Annotated in this window: 22 protein-coding genes; 12 read left to right on the top strand and 10 right to left on the bottom strand. The window is 40.1% G+C overall.

Annotated elements, in window-relative coordinates; all coding sequences use genetic code 11:
- The coding region (locus AC11ZT_RS12095) for an HAD-IIB family hydrolase (protein ID WP_484059835.1) at positions 1 to 502 on the bottom strand (502 nt) is incomplete at its 3' end.
- A 170-nt stretch (positions 503 to 672) separates the two neighbouring features.
- Between AC11ZT_RS12095 and AC11ZT_RS12090 the strand changes: the two genes are divergently transcribed.
- Both AC11ZT_RS12090 and AC11ZT_RS12085 read left to right on the top strand, forming a co-directional pair.
- Positions 673 to 909, top strand: coding sequence for a YwdI family protein (locus AC11ZT_RS12090; protein WP_484059834.1), 237 nt, complete (start codon positions 673 to 675; stop codon positions 907 to 909).
- A gap of 55 nt (positions 910 to 964) precedes the next feature.
- Positions 965 to 1,333, top strand: a complete 369-nt coding sequence (locus AC11ZT_RS12085; RefSeq protein ID WP_484059833.1) for a DUF423 domain-containing protein — start codon at positions 965 to 967, stop codon at positions 1,331 to 1,333.
- A 37-nt stretch (positions 1,334 to 1,370) separates the two neighbouring features.
- Here the strand turns inward: AC11ZT_RS12085 and gerQ are convergent, their stop codons facing one another.
- Together gerQ and hemQ are read right to left on the bottom strand one after the other, a co-directional pair.
- A complete protein-coding gene (gerQ, locus tag AC11ZT_RS12080) occupies positions 1,371 to 1,787 on the bottom strand; it encodes a spore coat protein GerQ (RefSeq protein ID WP_484059837.1) in 417 nt (138 codons plus the stop codon).
- A 352-nt stretch (positions 1,788 to 2,139) separates the two neighbouring features.
- Positions 2,140 to 2,883, bottom strand: coding sequence for a hydrogen peroxide-dependent heme synthase (gene hemQ, locus AC11ZT_RS12075; RefSeq protein WP_484059832.1), 744 nt, complete (start codon positions 2,881 to 2,883; stop codon positions 2,140 to 2,142).
- Positions 2,884 to 3,092: 209 nt separating this feature from the next.
- On the opposite strand from hemQ, the gene pta reads away from it, so the two are divergent.
- Positions 3,093 to 4,067 (top strand): phosphate acetyltransferase, encoded by a 975-nt coding sequence (gene pta / locus AC11ZT_RS12070; RefSeq protein ID WP_484059831.1) that lies wholly within the window; start codon positions 3,093 to 3,095, stop codon positions 4,065 to 4,067.
- A 13-nt stretch (positions 4,068 to 4,080) separates the two neighbouring features.
- On the opposite strand, the gene AC11ZT_RS12065 is transcribed toward pta, so the two are convergent.
- The 4 genes from AC11ZT_RS12065 to AC11ZT_RS12050 form a co-directional block, all read right to left on the bottom strand.
- Positions 4,081 to 4,644, bottom strand: coding sequence for a DUF1003 domain-containing protein (locus tag AC11ZT_RS12065; RefSeq protein ID WP_484059830.1), 564 nt, complete (start codon positions 4,642 to 4,644; stop codon positions 4,081 to 4,083).
- Positions 4,645 to 4,752: 108 nt separating this feature from the next.
- On the bottom strand, positions 4,753 to 5,577 hold the full coding sequence (gene lipL / locus AC11ZT_RS12060; RefSeq protein WP_484059829.1) for an octanoyl-[GcvH]:protein N-octanoyltransferase: 825 nt from the start codon (positions 5,575 to 5,577) through the stop codon (positions 4,753 to 4,755).
- A gap of 54 nt (positions 5,578 to 5,631) precedes the next feature.
- The gene (locus tag AC11ZT_RS12055; RefSeq protein WP_484059828.1) at positions 5,632 to 6,651 is read right to left on the bottom strand and encodes a HoxN/HupN/NixA family nickel/cobalt transporter; all 1,020 of its coding nucleotides are present in this window, start codon (positions 6,649 to 6,651) and stop codon (positions 5,632 to 5,634) included.
- Between the two features lie 152 nt (positions 6,652 to 6,803).
- Entirely contained in the window at positions 6,804 to 7,481 is a 678-nt protein-coding gene (locus tag AC11ZT_RS12050) for an RsfA family transcriptional regulator (RefSeq protein ID WP_484059827.1), read from the bottom strand.
- Positions 7,482 to 7,684: 203 nt separating this feature from the next.
- Here AC11ZT_RS12050 and AC11ZT_RS12045 point away from each other — a divergent pair, with 203 nt between their 5' ends.
- On the top strand, positions 7,685 to 7,909 hold the full coding sequence (locus AC11ZT_RS12045; RefSeq protein WP_484059826.1) for a YuzB family protein: 225 nt from the start codon (positions 7,685 to 7,687) through the stop codon (positions 7,907 to 7,909).
- 165 nt (positions 7,910 to 8,074) lie between these two features.
- Positions 8,075 to 9,361, top strand: a complete 1,287-nt coding sequence (locus tag AC11ZT_RS12040) for an HD domain-containing protein (protein WP_484059836.1) — start codon at positions 8,075 to 8,077, stop codon at positions 9,359 to 9,361.
- 35 nt (positions 9,362 to 9,396) lie between these two features.
- On the opposite strand, the gene AC11ZT_RS12035 is transcribed toward AC11ZT_RS12040, so the two are convergent.
- Positions 9,397 to 9,582, bottom strand: a complete 186-nt coding sequence (locus tag AC11ZT_RS12035; RefSeq protein WP_484059825.1) for a 2-hydroxymuconate tautomerase — start codon at positions 9,580 to 9,582, stop codon at positions 9,397 to 9,399.
- 124 nt (positions 9,583 to 9,706) lie between these two features.
- Here AC11ZT_RS12035 and AC11ZT_RS12030 point away from each other — a divergent pair, with 124 nt between their 5' ends.
- Together AC11ZT_RS12030 and AC11ZT_RS12025 are read left to right on the top strand one after the other, a co-directional pair.
- The gene (locus tag AC11ZT_RS12030; protein ID WP_484059824.1) at positions 9,707 to 10,378 is read left to right on the top strand and encodes a site-2 protease family protein; all 672 of its coding nucleotides are present in this window, start codon (positions 9,707 to 9,709) and stop codon (positions 10,376 to 10,378) included.
- Between the two features lie 17 nt (positions 10,379 to 10,395).
- Complete coding sequence (locus AC11ZT_RS12025; RefSeq protein ID WP_484059823.1) at positions 10,396 to 10,908, top strand: YwhD family protein; 513 nt, start codon at positions 10,396 to 10,398, stop codon at positions 10,906 to 10,908.
- A 103-nt stretch (positions 10,909 to 11,011) separates the two neighbouring features.
- On the opposite strand, the gene AC11ZT_RS12020 is transcribed toward AC11ZT_RS12025, so the two are convergent.
- Together AC11ZT_RS12020 and AC11ZT_RS12015 are read right to left on the bottom strand one after the other, a co-directional pair.
- Positions 11,012 to 13,048, bottom strand: a complete 2,037-nt coding sequence (locus AC11ZT_RS12020; RefSeq protein ID WP_484059822.1) for a transglycosylase domain-containing protein — start codon at positions 13,046 to 13,048, stop codon at positions 11,012 to 11,014.
- 129 nt (positions 13,049 to 13,177) lie between these two features.
- Complete coding sequence (locus AC11ZT_RS12015) at positions 13,178 to 13,909, bottom strand: glycerophosphodiester phosphodiesterase (RefSeq protein WP_484059821.1); 732 nt, start codon at positions 13,907 to 13,909, stop codon at positions 13,178 to 13,180.
- Positions 13,910 to 14,110: 201 nt separating this feature from the next.
- On the opposite strand from AC11ZT_RS12015, the gene AC11ZT_RS12010 reads away from it, so the two are divergent.
- The 5 genes from AC11ZT_RS12010 to speB all read left to right on the top strand — a co-directional run.
- A complete protein-coding gene (locus tag AC11ZT_RS12010) occupies positions 14,111 to 15,043 on the top strand; it encodes a carbohydrate ABC transporter permease (RefSeq protein ID WP_484059820.1) in 933 nt (310 codons plus the stop codon).
- On the top strand, positions 15,040 to 15,846 hold the full coding sequence (locus tag AC11ZT_RS12005; RefSeq protein ID WP_484059819.1) for a carbohydrate ABC transporter permease: 807 nt from the start codon (positions 15,040 to 15,042) through the stop codon (positions 15,844 to 15,846). Before AC11ZT_RS12010 ends, AC11ZT_RS12005 begins: the two co-directional genes overlap by 4 nt.
- Before the next feature lie 197 nt (positions 15,847 to 16,043).
- Complete coding sequence (locus tag AC11ZT_RS12000; RefSeq protein WP_484059818.1) at positions 16,044 to 17,399, top strand: ABC transporter substrate-binding protein; 1,356 nt, start codon at positions 16,044 to 16,046, stop codon at positions 17,397 to 17,399.
- A 220-nt stretch (positions 17,400 to 17,619) separates the two neighbouring features.
- Positions 17,620 to 18,453: a glutamate racemase gene (gene murI, locus AC11ZT_RS11995; protein WP_484059817.1), complete on the top strand. Its 834-nt coding sequence runs from the start codon at positions 17,620 to 17,622 to the stop codon at positions 18,451 to 18,453.
- Between the two features lie 505 nt (positions 18,454 to 18,958).
- Positions 18,959 to 19,688, top strand: a 730-nt coding sequence (gene speB, locus AC11ZT_RS11990) for an agmatinase (RefSeq protein WP_484059816.1), incomplete at its 3' end; no start/stop codon positions are given.

Below are 19,688 nucleotides of genomic sequence, written 5' to 3'. Positions count from 1 at the left end.
ATTTCTTTTCCACAACGGCTAGTCGTTCTGGGTCTTCTAACATGAGAATTTTTACAACGGGTTCGGTTACTGCTTCTTTAAAGCTAGCAACCTCTGAAATTGGCAAACCGGTAATGCGATGTTCCGTTTCAGTGTGAATGCAAACTTCGTCCGTTACAATGGAATCTCCTACATAGGTCAGGATCCAAACGTTTTCGCGTTTGCTAATATCGTAAAGACGATGAACGGTTTCAGGAGATAGCGTGCTACTGAAGAGTTCTTCGTTTGTTTTACAGTTTGTGATTTTTGCGCCGTTAAAGGATAGCAAAAAGCTGCCGTATTCTTCTAAGTGTAATTCCTTTGCCACGCCGCGCATTGCGTACGTCGGACGTCCGGAAGCGAGCACAACCTTTACCCCTTCTTCTTGCGCCTTCATTAAAGCCTCTTTTGTACGTGGTGATATGGTGTGGTCATCACGTAGTAATGTATCATCTAAATCGAGAACGATCATTTTGTATTCCATAATTATGAGTCCTTTCTGGAATGGATTTCACTCTCTTATCCTATCAATATTAGAAAAGTAGTGCAACGAAAGTCCTATTCTATTTTGTAGCTTTTTTGTGAAAGAAGTGGGTGACATGATATGATGAAGAAAGAGAATGCGCTTACGATAATGCGGATGAGGTGATAAATATGCAAGTACCAATCGAGGCAATTTTAAACAAAATGCAAAGTGAACTCTCTAGGGCAAAACAGCAGCCGGATGATTTGCGCGAACATGTGGCTGCATTGCGGGCGCTATGCGATCTTGTGCTGGATACAAAGAAGGAATCTACGTTTTCAAAGCTACCGCCAACTTCAATAAAGGAAACACAGCATATCTATGAAGAGGAAGAAGAGGCCAACGGAAATTCTCTACTTGATTTCTAAAGGTGGCATCTTTTCTGAATTTTCTTTATCATAAAATAAAAAAGGGTGGTTACATATGAAAATATTCTTCTTGTTAGGATGTATCATGGCCTTCTTTGCTGTTGCACTTGGCGCATTTGGGGCTCATGGATTAGAAGGGAAAATATCTGCTAAGATGTTGGAAATTTGGAAAACAGGTGTGACGTATCAAATGTTTCACGCAGGCGGATTGTTTGTCGTAGCATTTTTGATGACAAAGGTAAATTCTTCGCTTGTTTCAACAGCGGGATGGTTTATGGTGGCGGGCATTCTTCTTTTCTCCGGAAGCTTGTATGCACTTAGTACATCAGGAATCAAAATACTCGGTGCGATTACACCGCTAGGCGGAGTTGCCTTTTTAACGGCTTGGACCTTGCTCGCAATTGCAGCGATTAAAGGGTTGTAATACATAGAAAGCTGGCAGGACATCCTGCCAGCTTTTTTTATCTCGATGTATATGTCGTAGCTTGCGGTTGTGGAAGATAGTTGATTTCACCAGGAAATTCTACATAATCTAAATATACCATGAGCAATAAATAGCGTTTGCCAGTTGTTGGCTCACTAATGACAATATGATCGCGGCCGGCTGCCTCGATAATCCCTGTATATTTCTGCGTGCCCATCTGACTGCCGCGTTCAAATGTCATATAAACTGTAGCCGTTTTGCCTTTATTCAGGCGAAGGATGTTTTCAATGTAGGATTGCTCAAGCGGTAGCATGCCTTGTGATATTGCTAGCTGTGCCTGCGCAGCCTGAGCGGTTTGCTGCGGACTGTACTGTGGTTGTGGGTAAGAAGGAATCTGTCCTCCGGCAGGCTGATAATAGCCAGATCCGTAATATGGATTTTGACTTGCCATTATATCCCTCCTAGTTAAATGGAATACACTTTCGAACAATGATCTCCGGTAGGCCTGAAGAGCCAAAGCCGATACGTCGCCGGTCCAAAATAGTTTCCCGTTAATCGTTCTTCGTGCAAGCGAAATATCACTTTCCCTTACACAATGTCTAACCTTTTCGAGAAGCCTCGTAACTTAGTTTGCTACAAGGAAGAACGAAATGTGTAATGTCTTTTCAATTAAATATATGAAATGGGAAGAAAAATTAGTACGATGAAGAATAGGTATAAATGGGGAAGCGACACTTTGGGTAATTAAGAAAATAATACAAAAAGGTCCGAGACATAAAGGGAACGTCTCGGACCTTTTTATTTTTTTACACATGCAAAAATTTTGCTACTCCATCAATAGGAAGAATGTTTCCCACGAAGAAAGAGCCAAATTCGCCGTAACGTGCACTTACTTCGTCAAATCGCATTTCATAGACGAGCTTCTTGAATTCAAGAACATCATCTGCAAAGAGGGTAACGCCCCATTCGTAGTCATCGAAGCCGACAGAGCCTGTAATGATTTGACGAACTTTACCAGCGTACTGACGGCCGATTTTGCCGTGGCTTGCCATAAGTTCTCTTCTTTCTTCCATTGGAAGCATATACCAGTTATCATTACCCTGACGACGCTTGTCCATTGGATAGAAACAAACGTATTTCGTTTGTGGCAGTTCAGGGTATAGACGGGATAAGATGCGCGGATTTTTGTATGGGTCTTCATCCGCAGGTAAGTAGTTGCTAAGTTCTACGACGGATACATAGGAATACGCAGGAATTGTGTATGCGGCAAGCGTCGTTTTATTGAATTCGTTTTCAATTTCATTTAATTCTTCCATCGTTGGACGCAAAATCATAAACATGATATCTGCTTTTTGACCAACAATGGTGTAAATTGCATGGCTGCCAGCATGTGCTTCTTCTGCTTTGTTCCATTTTTCAGCTATATGTAAAAATTCAACAATTGCTGTTTGCCGTTCATCGCTCGTTAACTGCTTCCAATTTGCCCAATCAATTGAACGGAAATCATGTAAACAATACCAACCATCTAACGTTTTTGCTGCTTCACTCATTTTAACAGTCACCTCGACATTCTCATGATTTACATCTTTACTATAGCATAATCTAGCAAAAAAACAGAACCGTAATCCACCATGTAGAAATTTGTCATAAATCTCACAAATAATTCTTCTCTATTTTACTAGGGAAGTGTTTAAAATAAGATGAAATATCTATTTTTTTTAAATAATGTAAGTACATATAAATCCAGGAGGTTATTCGCATGAGTGATTTATTTCAAGAGATAAAAGAAAAGCTACCTCGTAATCTGACCATTGTTCTTCCAGAAGGAACGGATGAGAGGATTTTAGCTGCCGCGCAGCAACTGAGTGAGGAAGGAATTATCCAGCCAATCCTGCTTGGTAAGGAAGAACAAATTATAAAGAGGGCACAAGAATTAGCGATTTCGCTACAAGGAATTCGGCTCTATGATCCGTCATCGTACACAGAGATGGATGCGATGGTGGAGGCATTTGTTCAGAGACGCAAAGGGAAAGTGACAGCAGAGGATGCCCGCTCTTTGTTACAGGATGAAAACTATTTTGGGACGATGCTTGTATACTTAGGAAAGGCGGATGGCTTAGTAAGCGGAGCTGCCCATACAACGGCAGATACAGTTCGCCCAGCCCTGCAAATTATAAAAACAAAACCTGGCTGCGCAAAAACATCCGGTTCCTTTATTATGGTACGGAAAGAGGAACGCTATATTTTTGGTGATTGCGCGATCAATATTTCCCCTTCGAGCCAAGATTTAGCGGAAATTGCGATTCAGTGTGCCAAAACGGCCGAAATGGTTGATTTAGAGCCGCGCATTGCACTTCTTAGCTTTTCGACAAAAGGTTCGGCAGTTTCTCCGGAAACGGAAAAGGTAGTAGAGGCAACCGCTATTGCAAAGGAGCTAGCACCCGATCTTTGTCTTGATGGAGAATTTCAATTTGATGCAGCATTTGTTCCTTCTGTAGCAGCGAAAAAGGCGCCGAATTCTGTGATAAAGGGTAATGCGAACGTTTTTATTTTTCCGTCGATTGAAGCCGGAAATATTGGTTACAAAATTGCTGAGCGGCTCGGTGGGTTTGAAGCGGTAGGTCCAATCTTGCAAGGATTAAATAAACCAGTCAATGATTTATCGCGCGGCTGCAATGCAGATGATGTGTATAAGCTTTGTATGATTACAGCACTTCAAACGCAGTTTCATTAAAAATAGACGAGCGTCACTCGTCTATTTTTTCTTGTTTTTCCTTTCGCAGCTCTAGAAGCAATTGTTTAATTTCCGTCATCTCATTTTCGATGCGGTGTAAATGGCTTTGCATATCATCAATTTCTTCTTCAGCCTTATAGTTAATTGCAAAATCGACGATGGATTCATGTTTATCTCTTGCGGCTTGTCGGTTTTGACTCATCATAATGATGGGGGCCTGAAAAGCTGCAAGAAAGGATAGACATAGATTTAACAAAATGAATGGCTGCTCGTCGAAATGGAATGGCTTCGTGTAAGGAAGACTGTTCCAGATCATCCAACAAATCAAAAACACGCCAAAAACCGTGATGAAGGTCCAGCTTCCGCCAAACCGTGCGATATTGTCGGCTAGCCGATTTGCTAGTGTTGTTCGAATATTATATTCCTCATCAATTTGCCGCAAGATATGCTGCTCATAATGGTCAACGAGGTGGTCAATTCGAGTAAGACTCTCCTTGTTTAAATCGATATCAAATCCTTGAATTTGGGATGCTTCGGGTACATTTTGTTTCTCCGGCTTACTGAAAAAAGATTTCACGCTTGTTCTTCCTTTCCTGGAAATATTGTTCTTTTCTCTACCATACAATGGATTCGGATGAAAGGGAAACTGAGGAACGAGGAAAAAGCTAGTTTCTGAGAAACTAGCTTAAGAAAATGCTTCTTCATTTCGTTCAGTTATACGCTGTAAATAGAATTCATAGAGCGGAAATTCCTCTGGTGTAAGCTGGGATGCTTTAAGTACTGTACTTTTTTGCTGCAACGCTCGCAGCAGACGATGCATACAGTTAGAAACAGAAATCGACTCGCCAAGCAATTCAGAAAGAGACGCCATTGTGCTTGGAATAATGGTAGGATAGGCGAACTTTGTTTGTTCTCCTTGCAGTGCTGCTTCATAGAAATCCCGAACAATGGAAGCGCGCTCCTGTCCACTTCCGGCTAAGCATAGGTATATTTGTACGGCTACGCCGCCCTGTATACGCCGCTGTGAAATACCTGCAAATTTTTTATTTGCAATGCTTAAATCATAGCTACCTGGGCAGTAGGATCCGACAATTTCCTTTGCTTCTATGTTTACATCGTAGTCTGCAAACATTAGTTTAATAAGCTCCCAAATCGCATCGTAGCCGGCGTTGATATCAATTCCTTTACCCATTTCACGTAAGATGAGGGAAATATTTAACACATCTTCATCCAGAACGACAGCTAAGCCACCAGAATTTCGAACAATGACGTTATAGTTATGCTTCTTCAAAAAAGCAAGCCCCTCATGTAAATGAGGGAGCTTCGTGTCTTGAATACCAAGCACAATCGTCTTAGGGTGAACCCAAGAACGCATCGTAGCGGGTGCGCTTCCTTTTCCTACTGATTTACATAGCGTATCGTCCATGGCAAAGGAGTGCAGGGCAGGGTTACCTAGGGTGGACTGGTCAATAATGCGCCATTCTGGTTGGGAAAGAATAGATTGGTTCATACAATTCGCTCCTTACGTTCAACTTTTGCCTATTATAGCAAAAAAGGAGGTTGATCACGTATGCTTTTGACTCCATCTTTCTTCAATACGGAAAAATTTCCATGTGAAATACGAGATTCCCCATACTAAGATAAACAAAATGACGAGAATATAGCCTAAATTTCCAAGCTCAAGATCTTCGATATATCCCCAAATGCCGCCTTGCAGTCCAATATACGGAATAACAATCTGGGCTAGCTCGATCATACCGATGAATAGTGCTGCAAAAACGGAGATGGCGGTGACCGTTAAATTGTAATAGACTTTCCGAATCGGTTTATCAAACGCCCATTTATAGCTTGTCGTCATGAAGATACCATCAGCCGTATCCATTAGACTCATCCCGGCGGCAAATAAAATCGGTAAGGAAAGAATTCCATAGATAGGAAGAATATGTTGTGCTGCCCCGGCTGATAGTGTTAGTAAGGCTACTTCACTTGCCGTATCAAATCCGAGTCCGAACAAAAAACCAATTGGATACACATGCCAGCTCCGGTTGATAAATGCGAATAAAGGCTGCACAAAGCGGGATAGAAAGCCTCTTGCTAGCAAAAGCTGCTCCATTTCTGCTTCCTTATAATGTTTTTCCCTCATGGAGAGAAAGACACGAAAAATATCAAATAAGATGATTAAATTTAAAATGCCAATCAGAAGGAGAAATGATCCGGATACAATTGTTCCGATATACCCGCCCATTTCTTTCATCTGTGGAAGCTTTTGCCCTACCCACTGCACAGAAAAAGCAGTGAATATCGTTAGTAATACTACTACCGTACTATGGCCAAGTGAGAAGAAAAAGCCAACTCCGACAGGATTCTTCTTTTGTTCCACTAATTTTCGAACGGTGTTATCAATGGCTGCAATGTGATCCACATCAAACGCATGCCGTAGTCCTAACGTGTAGGCAAGTATTCCCATACCTAATAGGACTGGATGATTGGGCATGGAAAATAATAATCCACTAATTCCCGCTATATGAAGAATCACAACGATGAGTATGTAGGGAAATGAAGAATAATTTTTCTTTTTTTTCATCTAATTTTAGCCCCTCTGTTAACGAACACAAATTTTACTATTATTTTAGCATAGGTATAGAAGGGACTTGTGGAATTTTCTGTGAACACAATGTGTCGAAGGGGAGAATATATACAAAAGGAGACAGCATTTGCGCCATCTCCTGGTTCTTCTTACTCTGCAATTTTTTCTAAATTTCCGTTCCGATCCATCCGAAACGCTGTGCTTGGTCTTTCGTCATCTTCAGTTAACGCAAGCTTGCGTGCCCGGTTCATAATTTTTAAAATCGTTTCGTAGTCTTCTTGAATTGTTGATGATTGATGCTCCATTTGCTGAATCTTTGTTTGCAATTCTTGATTTCGCAGTGAATATTCAGCAAGCTCCCTCTTGAGTCTCTCATTCTCTCTTTCCAGAGCCGTAGCCTTCACGTCTGAATAATCGAGAGTTTGTAGAAATGTAATGACATCCTGCATCGAAATAGATTGCGAAGTGTAGATAGGGATTGGTAGTGCTTCCCCCTCTAATTCTTTTTCTATTTCATTTGGAAGAGAGGCGATAGGAGCTGCGAACGAAGCGGGCGGTGAATATAGTAATTTTTTCTTGGATTGATCGCCGTTTGCTGCTCTCATTTTTTCCTTGCGATGTTTCTTTGCTAGCTGCAACGCTTTATCAAAGTTGTAACGAACAACTGCATTCCAACGAAATCCACACGCTGCAGATGTGCGATTCAGCTTATCTCCTACCTCTTCAAACGCATTTAATTGAGTACTACCTTCACGTACATGACGCAGCACGGTTTCTGCTAATAGTAAATCATCTTCATCAGTCCAAGCATCTTGTCTCACTTTCATAGATTCATCTCCTTTTCCCCATTGTAAGAAATTACTATTTTTAGAATAGCCTAAAGCTCTTCATTTTATACAAACCTTTCAAAAAATTGGTAGATTGCAGTAGGGAACTTGCATACAGTCACAAAGAGCGGTAAAATACCTTTTAGTTAATATGCTTATTTCACTGTACTTGTAAGTTTTATATAGAGAAGGGAATGTGCTAAATGGCAAATGAATTCCGCGTTTGTGACGATTGTCAGGCAACGAATCTAAAAACATTGCTGCCGCGTCTGCAGAAATTAGATCCGCAAGCAGACATTGTAATTGGCTGCCAATCTTATTGTGGTCCCGGTCGAAAGAAATCGTTCGCATTCGTCAATAATCGTCCTGTATCCGCTATAAATGAAGAGGAATTATTGAAGAAGATTGAGAGTAAATTAAATAAGTAATAGGATTTTAGAGAGCACTTCGCCGAAAATGAAGTGCTTTTTTTAAAATATTTGTATAATTATTACTATATATACATACTGATAATTTAAATTCATGTGGTTGTTCTATATAATGAATATAAAGAGTAGAAAAGGGGGTTATGTTTCTTGTATCCGAATAACAAGATGAGCGAGAAAAAAGTATTTAAAGACCCTGTACATAAGTATGTTCAAGTTCATGATAAATTAATTTGGGATTTAATAGGTACGAAGGAATTTCAGCGGTTGCGTCGTATTCGTCAATTAGGAACGACATTTTTTACGTTTCATGGTGCGGAGCATAGTCGTTTTAATCACTCGTTAGGCGTGTATGAAATTGTTCGTCGTATGGTTGATGATATATTTGATGGAAGACCAAGTTGGAATACAGAGGATCGTTTGTTATGCCTGTGTGCTGCATTACTTCACGATGTCGGTCATGGTCCGTTTTCTCATTCCTTTGAAAAGGTGTTTCACCTTGATCATGAAAAATTTACGCAGGCCATCATATTGGGAGATACAGAAGTGAATAAGGTGCTTTGCCGCGTGGATGATTCGTTTCCAAAGCAGGTTTCAGATGTTATTGCGAAAACTTCCGATAATAAGCTAGCTATTAGTATGATTTCGAGTCAAATTGACGCAGACCGGATGGATTACCTACTTAGGGATGCTTATTTTACCGGCGTTAGCTATGGTAATTTTGATATGGAGCGCATTTTACGTGTAATGCGTCCGCATGAACATCAAGTGGTTATTAAGGCGAGTGGGATGCATGCGGTAGAGCATTATATTATGAGTCGGTATCAAATGTATTGGCAAGTATATTTTCATCCGGTTACGCGCAGTGCGGAAGTCATTCTCACAAAAATTTTGCACCGAGCAAAGACACTGTATAAACAGCAATACAAATTTACATATAATCCTGTACATTTCTACTCGCTATTTGAGGAAAATGTGACATTAGAAGACTATTTAAAGCTAGATGAAAATATTATGTATTACTATTTTCAAGTATGGCAAGAGGAAGAGGATAGCATTTTAAGTGATTTAAGTCGGCGTTTTTTGAATCGGAATCTATTCAAATATGTTGATTTTGCTGATAAGCAACATGGTCTAAATAACTGGGTCGAATTAAATTCATTGTTTAAAAAAGCAGGAATTGATCCGGACTATTATCTTGTGATGGATAGCACTTCTGATTTGCCCTATGACTTTTACCGGGCAGGGGATGAAGAAGGAAGAATACCTATTTTATTGCTCATGCCAAATGGAGAACTACGGGAGTTATCACGAGAATCCGAAATTGTCGAAGCCATTTCCGGTAAGAAGCGGACGGACCAAAAGTTGTTTTATCCACATGACTTTTTATATGAAACCGGCAGAAAAGGGAAGATAAAGGATAAAATTATCAGCCTGCTAAACGGGAATAATTAAAAAAGCAGCCTAAGCTGCTTTTTTAAAGAAAATGCTTATTTGTCGCTCAAGCGTTTGCCAGCAACCGCATAATGGTTTTTTGACATTTCATCGATGAAAACTGTAACGTTTGCAACAGGAGCACCTGTTGTTTCACTTACTGCAGCTGTTACCTTTTCTACTAACGCTTTTTTTTGTTCTTCTGTGCGGCCTTCTAACATTTTTACTGTTACATATGGCATAGGTATCGCTCCTTTTTCATTTAGCTGTACCATCTTATTATAGCGAATTGTAATCGGTAAACATACATTTTACAAAAAATTCTGCTATGCTAATGATAATAGATGTGTGTAGAGGAGAGGAAGAATGGACCATTTATTTGTATACCCGTTAAAGGATATTCCGTTAGTTGCAATTGCGCTTATGTTAGCCTTTTCTGTGCATGAATTCTCGCATGCTTTTGTCGCGTATAAATTTGGGGATCCTACGGCACAGAAGCAAGGACGTCTAACGCTATCACCTTTTGCTCACTTGGATTTGTTCGGAACGCTGGCAATCTTTTTGCTTGGCTTTGGTTGGGCGCGTCCAGTACCGGTAAATCCATATTTCTTTAAAAAACCGAGATTAGCCGGCATTCTTGTTTCTGTAGCAGGACCTGTTAGTAATTTGCTTCTTAGCGGGATTGGCTTACTTATTTGGTATACACTCATTAAGGTAGGCGTGGCAGATGCCTTGCCAGTCGCAGTGGGAGATACCTTATATCGTTTCTTTACCATTTTTATTAGCTTAAATGTTGTATTGTTTGTATTTAATTTGATTCCGTTGCCACCGCTAGACGGCTACCGAATTGTTGAAGATTTGATGCCAATGAACGCACGTGCAAAAATGACGCAATTTGAAAATTACGGTGCGATTATTTTTCTTATTCTTGTTATAACACCATTGGATCGATATACAATTCAACCTATTTTTAACACGATTGTACCTTTCGTCGCAGGCTCGCTTGAAAGTGTCATTCGGCCCCTATTCCATTTATAAGGTAAGGAGGAACAAACATGGAAGAACCACGTAAAAAGCAACCTGGGTTTACGATTTTAAAAAATGATTCAACAAGTGGACACGGTGGATATGGAGTGGGCGTACTTAGCTTAGAAAATGTATCTCCCGTTATTGTAGATGTCGCAGAAGGTACAGCAGTTGTCGATATAGCTGCCATGCATGCTCGTAGCGAGGTGGAAAAAGGGATTAAATTTTCCCCCAATAAAGAGGAAGTCGTAAACGGCAAAGCCTATTGGCTCGTTTGGGTAACGATTGAGCAACTTCAAACAGGTGCTTATTATGCCGGTGTTACTGCTTGTGAAATGATCATTGACCGCGAAGCACGCCGCGGTTATAAGCTACTTCCTGAGCATGTAAACCGAATGGATAAATCTTTAAAACGTCATATTATCGTGGATCATATGGATGAACCATCTAAAATCGTACTGGGACAATTTTTAAAGCAGCACAATCTAAATATGTGGAATGCTTCTAGCGAGAAGCTAAAGAAAGAACTTCTCGGAGATTAAAGGAAAAGCAGCGTACTTTATAAGCTACGCTGCTTTTTTATGTTCTCTAATATATTAGAGAGTGATACCTTTTTCAGTGGCCTCCCATGTAGAGGTCCCTCTCTTACCACGGAATGTATTTTTTCCACCACTTTTGCTCTTGTTTCGGTTTTGGTTGTCCGGTGTCTGCGCTTTTTCCATCCTCTACGCAGTATTCGGTTGGTTCCGTTCCTTTTACGAAGCTCATGCTAACGGACGGGGCGCATCCATTTGTGGCGATTTTTCCGGTTTTCGGATCGACGTCTACCGTAATGATTTGGGCTGATTTTTCAAATTCCTCTTTTGGTTTGTCTTGTAGTCCTTGTTCCATAATTTGTGCCCATATTTCCTTGGCGTATTTTTGTTCGTCTACATTGGTTATTTCTTTTTCACGGTCATAGCCTGTCCAGACGGTGGTGACAAGACTTGGGGTAAAACCGATCATCCAGCTATCGGTTTTTGTTGATCCGGATTTTCCGGCGTACGTTCTTGTTAGTCTGTCTGCAATCCCTTGACCTGTTACGTTTGCGTATCCGTCTAGCTTCTTGTTGAACATACCCGTCATCATGCTTTGCATGACAGAAACATGGTTTGGATCTAATACTTGCGCTTCTTTGACATGGGAGTCATACAAAATCTTTCCGTCTGGGCCAACAATGCGGCGAATAAAGATAGGCGTCACCCGTTTGCCTCCATTTGCGAACATACTGTAGGCGCCGGCCATTTCAATGGGTTTTACAGGTGATGTTCCTAAGGCAAGGGACGGATTGGCTTGCAGTTCACTTGTAATGCCGAACTGCTTCGCTGTTTGGACGAGCGTGTCTGCACCTAAAAATAGGTGGGTTTTCACTGCATATACATTATCAGATACAGCAAGTGCTTGTGTCATTGTCACGAAATCATTGGCATAATAATTATTGTAATTGGATGGCTTATAGGTGGTACCATCGTCTAATGGGAAGGTGGTAAACTCACTTTTTAGCCGGGTAGCTGCTGTAAATCCATGTGAGAGAGCCGCGTAGTAGAGAAAGGGCTTAAAAGTGGAACCGGGCTGGCGATAGGCTTGCGTGGCGCGGTTAAACTGGCTTTGTTTATAATCCTTTCCCCCCAGTAATGCTTTTACTTCTCCCGTTTTTGGATCCATCACAACGACCGCAGTTTCGAGTGCCGTTGTGCTTGGAATCGTCTTTGCAACGGTTTGCTCAGTAAGTTGTTGTAGATTTCTGTCGAGGGTGGTGTATATACGAAGTCCACCACGCATGACTTGTTCGTCTAATTTCGTATCACTAAGCAGAGATTGCAGGACGGCATCTTGAAAATAAGGTGCTATTTCGTCCTCTTTTTTTTGTATTGTGGCAAATACTAATTTTTGCTGTGCTGCTACTTGTTCCTCTGTTTTTGAAATGTAGCCTTGCCGCTCCATTTCAGCTAATATGAGATGCTGACGACTTGTAACGTCTGCTAAATTTGTATACGGGGAATAATTACTTGGCCCCTTTGGAATGCCAGCAAGTAAACTTGCCTCGGCAAGAGTTAGGTCTTTAGCATGTTTATTAAAATAGAGCCGCGACGCTGCCTCGATTCCGTAGGCGCCGTTCCCATAGTAAATGGTGTTTAAATAACCTTCTAAAATTTGTTCCTTGCTATAATTTACTTCTAAGCGAATCGTATAAAGAGCCTCCATCATTTTTCGAATCCATGTTTTATCGTGACCTAAATAGAGGTTTCTTGCATATTGTTGTGTAATCGTACTAGCTCCTTGTACCATAGCCATCGCTTTTATATCGGCCACAGCGGCACCGGCAATACGTTTTACATCAAACCCGCTATGATCGAAAAAGTGCTGATCTTCAATAGCGATGGTTGCATCTTTGACGTAAGGACTTATATCACTCATTACAGCCCAATACCGGTTTTGTCCCGTATGGCTTTGTCCGATGATGGAATCGTCATTTGCGTAGAAGACGGACGTTTGCATAACTTTGATGGGCGGTGGACCGGCAATTTTAGCAGCCAAAATAAGTATGGATAGTGTGACTACTAGAATAAAAGAAACGGTTATCGTACATGTACCTAGTATACGAATAATCTTCGCCGTTTTTTTATTGGTAATAAGCTCCATAGATGCTCCCCCTCAAATGCTTGTTCTTACTAGTATTGAGGAGTTTTCATCTTTTTAAACGAGAGGATTGGAAAAAAATGACGACAACCCGTATGAGTTGTCGTCATTTTTTTCTTGTTGCCATTTATATCATGCGTGCAGGAGAGATAAAGCTTCACTTGGATAATCTGTAATAATTACGTCTACTCCAAATGAAATCATACGTTTTATATCTTCTTCATCATTTATCGTATAGGGGCGAAGTGTAAAGCCTTGCGATTTCGCTTCGTCTACGAATTCCTTTGTTAGTAGCTGAAAGTTTGGATGAAGACCGCTTGCATGATGAAGGCGTGCCTCTTCCATGGCATCTTGCAGCGGAAAGTGATATAAAATTGCCCGTTCGATGTCCGGTGCAAGATCAGCGAGTTCAGCAACGGACTTATGGTTAAAGGAAGAGAAAATGACGCGTTTTTCTAAGTGGAATTCTCGTACGAGAGCGATTACCTTTTGCTCTAACTCTATATAATGGATGCGGTCATTTTTCAATTCAATATTAATGAGAAGTTCGTTGCCGCATAGCCATGCAAGCACCTCACGAAGCGTTGGGATGCGCGCCCCTTGAAAGGCTGCGTTAAAATGGGATCCAGCATCAAGTTGTTTTAGCTCCTCTAGTGTGTATTCACATACGAGGCCGCTACCGTTTGTCGTACGGTTAAGCGTTTCGTCATGAATAATGACGACTTCTCCGTCCTTAGAAAGGTGAACATCAAATTCTATTCCATGCGCACCAGTGCGCGCTGCTTCTTGAAATGAGATCATCGTGTTTTCGGGGTGAGTACCTCTTGCCCCGCGGTGTCCGAAAATGAGAGGTTGATTTTTCATATGAAATTCTCCTTATCGTAGAATCATTTATATCGATTCCATTATGAAACCGGAGGCGACATGCTCACAAGTGAATTGATGAAATTTACAAAGTTTAATACTTTTTTTGTTTTTTTAATAGTTTCTAAATAATATGTGGCAATTTTGTTAACAATCGATTGATATACTCGCTATTGGCAAGACAGTTAGGAGGGGAAAGAGATGCAACCTACAATCGAGGTAGAGCAGAAGTCTGAGGTTCGTATAGAGACAGAACGAGCTAAATCAGCAAGTGCAAAAATAGGGAAAAAGATTGAGCCGTTTGTTTACTTATTTCCGGCTTTTCTCATATTTATTGTGTTTGTATATTATCCATTTTTCAAAACCATTTACCTAAGCTTTCACTTGACGAACTTAGTAGGAAAAGCCGTTGAATTCGTAGGCTTTGATAATTACAAAGAGCTGTTCGAATCACCGGAGTTTATGAATAGTTTACTCCTTACATTTAAATACGTTATTTTTACTGTGATTCCAGCGATTATAGGCGGATTGGTATTAGCCTTGCTCTCGCAGAAGAAAGCAAAGGGTAGCAGCTTATTGCGTGTGCTATATGCGATGCCGATGGCGGTATCAATTTCATGTGCTTCAGTTATTTGGATGCTTCTCTATCATCCAACGATTGGTCTTATAAACTACTTAATTGGACAACAAATCGGATGGTTAAGTGATCCAAGCTGGGCATTGCTTTCCATTGCAATTGTTACTGCATGGATGCATATAGGCTTTAATTTTATCTTATTACTAGCTGCATTGAACGGTGTTCCGAAAGAGTTCTATGAAAGTGCTGCGATTGACGGAGCAGGATATTTCCAAACCTTGTTTAAAATCACGCTTCCCATCATAACCCCGACGTTATTCTTTGTTTTCGTCGTGAATATTATCGATGTCTTTCAAGCGTTTGGACAAGTCAATATTATGACGCAAGGCGGTCCAGCAAATTCCACGAACGTCCTTGTCTATACAATCTATCAACAAGCGTTTTTGAATAACCGCTTTAGTCTAGCTAGTGCATCATCGATTATCCTGTTTGTCATTATGCTAGTCGTAACGCTTATTCAATTCCACTATGAAAAGAAGTGGGTGCATTACCAATGAAGATTATTTTATTTCTTTTGAAATTGATAGTAGGGCTTATCGTGATTATTCCGCTTCTCTATGCGATAACTATTAGCTTTATGCGACCAGACGAAGTGTTTGCATCTCCGAAAGTGCTGTGGCCAGGTAGTTTATACTTCGATAATTATACGCAGGCCTTATCTGCAGCACCTTTGTTTACATTTATAAAAAACAGTTTCATCGTTTCTACCGTTGTAACAATCGGACAAATTATCATTTGTAGCTTGGCCGCATTCGCGTTTGTCTATTTCCGCATTCCATTTAAGAATCTATTATTCTTATTTGTTTTAGCAACGATGATGATTCCTGGTGAATCCATTATTATTGCTAACTATATGACGATTGGTTCATGGGGCTGGATGGATACCTTTAAAGGGTTAACGTTTCCGTTTTTAACTTCTGCAATGGGAATCTTCCTTATGAGACAGTATTTCATGACCATTCCTAAAGAATTATATGAAGCAGCAAAAATGGATGGTTGCAGCAATTTTCGCTTTTTTATACAAATTCTGCTGCCCCTCTCTCGGCCAGCCATTGGATCTCTTGGTGTGTATACCTTTTTAAGCACCTGGAATCAATATATGTGGCCGCTGCTCATTACAAATAAAGACAGCATGCGCACCGTGCAAATTGGTGTCGGAATGCTGCAAAATGCAGAGTCACAGTCGTTCGGCGTTATCATGGCCGGCATCGTGCTCGTATTGCTTCCATCTACTCTTATTTTCATCTTTGGGCAAAAGCAGCTCGTCTCTGGAATCACTTCAGGTTCCGTGAAGGGCTAATTTAAAAATAAGGCTCTGTTAATGCTTATTGTTGATTGGAGCGGAAGGTGCTCGGGCTTCTGCGGGAAAAACGGGTTAAGGGAGACCCCGCAGGCGCATAGCGCCGAGGAGGCTCCCTAAGCCTAGCGGAAAGCTCGCACCTGGAGCGGAAATCAACAGGCAAATTTAAAAGAGCCAAAAACAAAAGGAGAGTCATCATGAAAAAGAGATTGTTAATGATAATTATGGCAGTTTTCACATTTGCCACAGTGTTAGCGGGTTGTAGCACGAGTCAAAAGACTGCTTCCACTACAACAGATAATGGAGCTCCTGTTGAAATTACGTTCTGGCATGCAATGGGCGGTGCCGGCGGTGAAGCCATTAACAAAATGGTAGAAAACTTTAACAACTCCCAAAAGAAAGTACATGTTACTGCACAGTTCCAAGGTACGTATGATGAAGCAATCAACAAATTAAAGAGCGCTGCTAAAGGAAATGCAGGCCCTGATGTAATGCAAGTATATGATATCGGTACACGCTTCATGATTGATAGCGGTTATGCAGTTCCAATGCAAAAATTAATTGACGAGCAAAAGTTTGATACTTCTTCTTTAGAACCAAACTTACTTGCTTATTACACAGTAGATAAGAAGTTATATTCAATGCCTTTTAACTCTTCTACACCTATTATGTACTACAACAAAACTGCATTTAAAGAAGCTGGCTTAGATCCTGAAAAAGCTCCAAAAACTTTCGATGAATTAATTGACACTGCAAATAAATTAACGAAGAAAAATGGCGATAAAGTAGAACGTAACGGCTTAGGCTTGGCATCATATGGCTGGTTCTTTGAGCAATTACTTGTTAAACAAGGAGCTAACTTTGCTGACAATGGTAACGGTCGTACTGACAAAGCAACAAAAGTTGAATTTGATACAAACGGTGCTGGACAAAAAGTATTTGATTCTTGGAAAAAATTATATGACAGCGGTGCTGCTGTGAACTTAGGCCGCAAAACAGACGATACAAAGAGCGCATTTATCGCTGGTAAAGTTGCAATCACAATGGATTCTACTGCATCTTTAAAAGACATCATGAAGGGTGTAGGCGATCGTTTTGAAATTGGAACAGCTTACCTTCCAACTGTAGATCCAAATAAAAACGTAGGGGTATCTATCGGCGGTGCATCTCTATGGGCAATGGATAAGAAAGATGATGCAAAACAAAAAGCAGCATTCGAATTTATTAAATATATGGTATCACCTGAACAACAAGCATTCTGGAGTCAAAACACAGGTTACTTTGCTGTAACGAAGAAAGCATATGACATCCAATCTGAGAAAGATTATTTACAAAAGTATCCACAGTTCCAAACAGCAATCAATCAATTACATGATTCACCAAAAACAGCTACAGGTGCTCTTCTCGGTGTATTCCCAGAAGCTCGCCAAACAGTTGAATTGAATCTTGAAAAAATGATTAAAGGTGATTCATCATCTACACAAGCAATGCAAGATGCAGCAAAAACAATCAATACGGCAATTACAAACTATAATAAAACGAATGTAAAATAAGTAATGTATAGTAGGAAGAAGCTCCTGAGAAAGATTATTTAGCAATCAAAATATAAGTAAATTTGCATCAAAAAACGCACAGTAAATGTTTTGCTGTGCGTTTTCTATGTTTACTTTACCTAATTGTTCAGTTGATTGAGAAGAAATAAGGAGTAAATAAAAAATGTGGTAATATAAATTAAGTGGTTAATGGCATTAATTTAGGAAAAGAGTGAAAGTAATGAAAATAGGTTTTTTTGATTCTGGCATAGGTGGAATGACTGTACTTCATCAAGCATTAAGATTTTTGCCGAATGAGGATTACATATTTTATGCGGATACCTTACACGTTCCATATGGTGAAAAACCAAAAGAAGAGGTAAGGGAATATATATTTAATGCAGTTGACTTTATGGCTAATCAAGGAATCAAAGCATTAGTCATTGCTTGTAATACTGCAACCAGTATTGCAGTGGATGACCTTCGCCAAAAGTATGACTTCCCTATTTTGGGTATTGAGCCAGCCGTGAAACCTGCTGTTCAAAACTGTGACGGAAAACGAAAAAAAGTATTAGTATTGGCAACCAATTTGACTCTTAAAGAGGAAAAATTCCATAATCTTGTAAAAAGTATAGACCATAACGATATTGTTGAAAGTTTGCCCCTTCCTGGTCTTGTAGAATTTGCCGAGAACTTTGAATTTCGAGAAGAGATAGTTGTACCATATTTAAGAGAAAAACTAGGCTCCTTGAATTTAGAGCAGTACGGAACGATTGTTCTTGGATGCACCCATTTCCCATATTTTGAAAACAGTATAAAGAAAATATTTCCTGAAGAAGTGGATATTATTTCTGGAAGTATTGGGACTGCCAAAAACTTAAAACGAATTCTCGAAGTAAGAAATCAAATTAGTAATGGAACGGGAAATATTTTATTCTTTAAATCTGGTCATAAGGTTGATGATAATGAAACATTATCAAAATATAATCAGTTGCTTAGTATGTTAGACAGAATTAGTTCTTTAAAAAATGGAGAATTAAACCAGCAAGAAAAGTCTAAATCAATTAATTACTAGGAAAGACCGATTAACAATCGGTCTTTCTTTCATTTTTACTGTATATAAACGATTTTTGCAATTCCTATCCGTAACCATTTGGAAAGAAGAAATCAGGAGCTTTCTTTAATGTTGTGCAAGAGACTATTTGTAACTCGTGCTAGTACTCTTTTTTAAACTATCAAAGAAACCGCTTGTATCTTCTACGTCTCCTGTAAGCACCCATTCCTTTCTCGTATATCATGGCTACCACATAATTCCCCCTTTTTTACTAAAAATATAAACATGTTGCAAAGTACATGGGAAATTTAAAATCTTTTTTCGACAAATTTGCTATACTTTTAGGATGATTTGTTTTATTTTGTATAGGGAACATTATGTTTATTCTTGGAATTGTAACGTGAAAAGCAAGCGCTCGTTACATATAAACGAGATGGTTTAGAAATTTTCCCGATTACTGAGTAACTTTATAACGCAGTTGATGAAGTTCGTTAGTGATGTATTGAAATAGAGGAGGAACATTTATATGAGATTTGACGAAGCATACTCTGGAAATGTATTTATAAAAAGCCATCCCAATTATGAGGAATCAGAAGTTGTCATTTACGGGATGCCGATGGACTGGACGGTTAGCTTTCGACCAGGTTCTCGCTTTGGTCCAGCCCGCATTCGCGAGGTTTCTGTTGGCCTTGAGGAATACAGCCCATATATGGATCGTGAGCTTGATGAAGTAAAATATTTCGACGCAGGCGATATCCCATTGCCGTTTGGCAATCCGCAGCGCAGCATTGATATGATTGAAGAGTATATTGATGGATTACTTGCTGACGGGAAGTTCCCGCTTGGACTGGGCGGCGAGCATTTGGTGACTTGGCCGGTTATTAAGGCAATGTACAAAAAGTATCCGAACCTTGCTATTATACATATGGATGCACATACTGATCTTCGCGATTCATATGAAGGGGAAGCACTTTCTCACAGTACACCAATTAAAAAGGCATGCGATTTAATTGGGCCGAAAAATGTGTATTCGTTCGGAATTCGTTCCGGCATGAAGGAAGAGTTTGACTGGGCAAAGGAAGTCGGTATGCCATTGTTTAAATTCGATGTGCTAGAACCACTTAAGCGAGTATTACCAGAATTAGCAGGGCGTCCTGTTTATGTTACGATTGATATCGATGTATTAGATCCTGCTCATGCACCTGGAACGGGAACGCTTGAAGCGGGGGGCATTACCTCGAAAGAATTGTTAGCGT

This window comes from Ectobacillus sp. (assembly GCF_056992975.1).
This window is presented reverse-complemented; position numbering and strand designations above follow the sequence as displayed.

Bases quoted from the DNA above. Each gene is read 5' to 3' on its own strand.
- hemQ (WP_484059832.1), bottom strand. From the start codon at position 2,883: ATGAGTGAAGCAGCAAAAACGTTAGATGGTTGGTATTGTTTACATGAT.
- AC11ZT_RS12035 (WP_484059825.1), bottom strand. From the start codon at position 9,582: ATGCCATATGTAACAGTAAAAATGTTAGAAGGCCGCACAGAAGAACAA.
- AC11ZT_RS12005 (WP_484059819.1), top strand. From the start codon at position 15,040: ATGAAGATTATTTTATTTCTTTTGAAATTGATAGTAGGGCTTATCGTG.
- AC11ZT_RS12045 (WP_484059826.1), top strand. From the start codon at position 7,685: ATGGCAAATGAATTCCGCGTTTGTGACGATTGTCAGGCAACGAATCTA.
- AC11ZT_RS12010 (WP_484059820.1), top strand. From the start codon at position 14,111: ATGCAACCTACAATCGAGGTAGAGCAGAAGTCTGAGGTTCGTATAGAG.
- AC11ZT_RS12000 (WP_484059818.1), top strand. From the start codon at position 16,044: ATGAAAAAGAGATTGTTAATGATAATTATGGCAGTTTTCACATTTGCC.
- lipL (WP_484059829.1), bottom strand. From the start codon at position 5,577: ATGAACCAATCTATTCTTTCCCAACCAGAATGGCGCATTATTGACCAG.
- AC11ZT_RS12085 (WP_484059833.1), top strand. From the start codon at position 965: ATGAAAATATTCTTCTTGTTAGGATGTATCATGGCCTTCTTTGCTGTT.
- AC11ZT_RS12040 (WP_484059836.1), top strand. From the start codon at position 8,075: ATGAGCGAGAAAAAAGTATTTAAAGACCCTGTACATAAGTATGTTCAA.
- pta (WP_484059831.1), top strand. From the start codon at position 3,093: ATGAGTGATTTATTTCAAGAGATAAAAGAAAAGCTACCTCGTAATCTG.
- AC11ZT_RS12030 (WP_484059824.1), top strand. From the start codon at position 9,707: ATGGACCATTTATTTGTATACCCGTTAAAGGATATTCCGTTAGTTGCA.
- AC11ZT_RS12020 (WP_484059822.1), bottom strand. From the start codon at position 13,048: ATGGAGCTTATTACCAATAAAAAAACGGCGAAGATTATTCGTATACTA.
- AC11ZT_RS12090 (WP_484059834.1), top strand. From the start codon at position 673: ATGCAAGTACCAATCGAGGCAATTTTAAACAAAATGCAAAGTGAACTC.
- AC11ZT_RS12025 (WP_484059823.1), top strand. From the start codon at position 10,396: ATGGAAGAACCACGTAAAAAGCAACCTGGGTTTACGATTTTAAAAAAT.
- AC11ZT_RS12015 (WP_484059821.1), bottom strand. From the start codon at position 13,909: ATGAAAAATCAACCTCTCATTTTCGGACACCGCGGGGCAAGAGGTACT.
- AC11ZT_RS12050 (WP_484059827.1), bottom strand. From the start codon at position 7,481: ATGAAAGTGAGACAAGATGCTTGGACTGATGAAGATGATTTACTATTA.
- AC11ZT_RS12055 (WP_484059828.1), bottom strand. From the start codon at position 6,651: ATGAAAAAAAAGAAAAATTATTCTTCATTTCCCTACATACTCATCGTT.
- murI (WP_484059817.1), top strand. From the start codon at position 17,620: ATGAAAATAGGTTTTTTTGATTCTGGCATAGGTGGAATGACTGTACTT.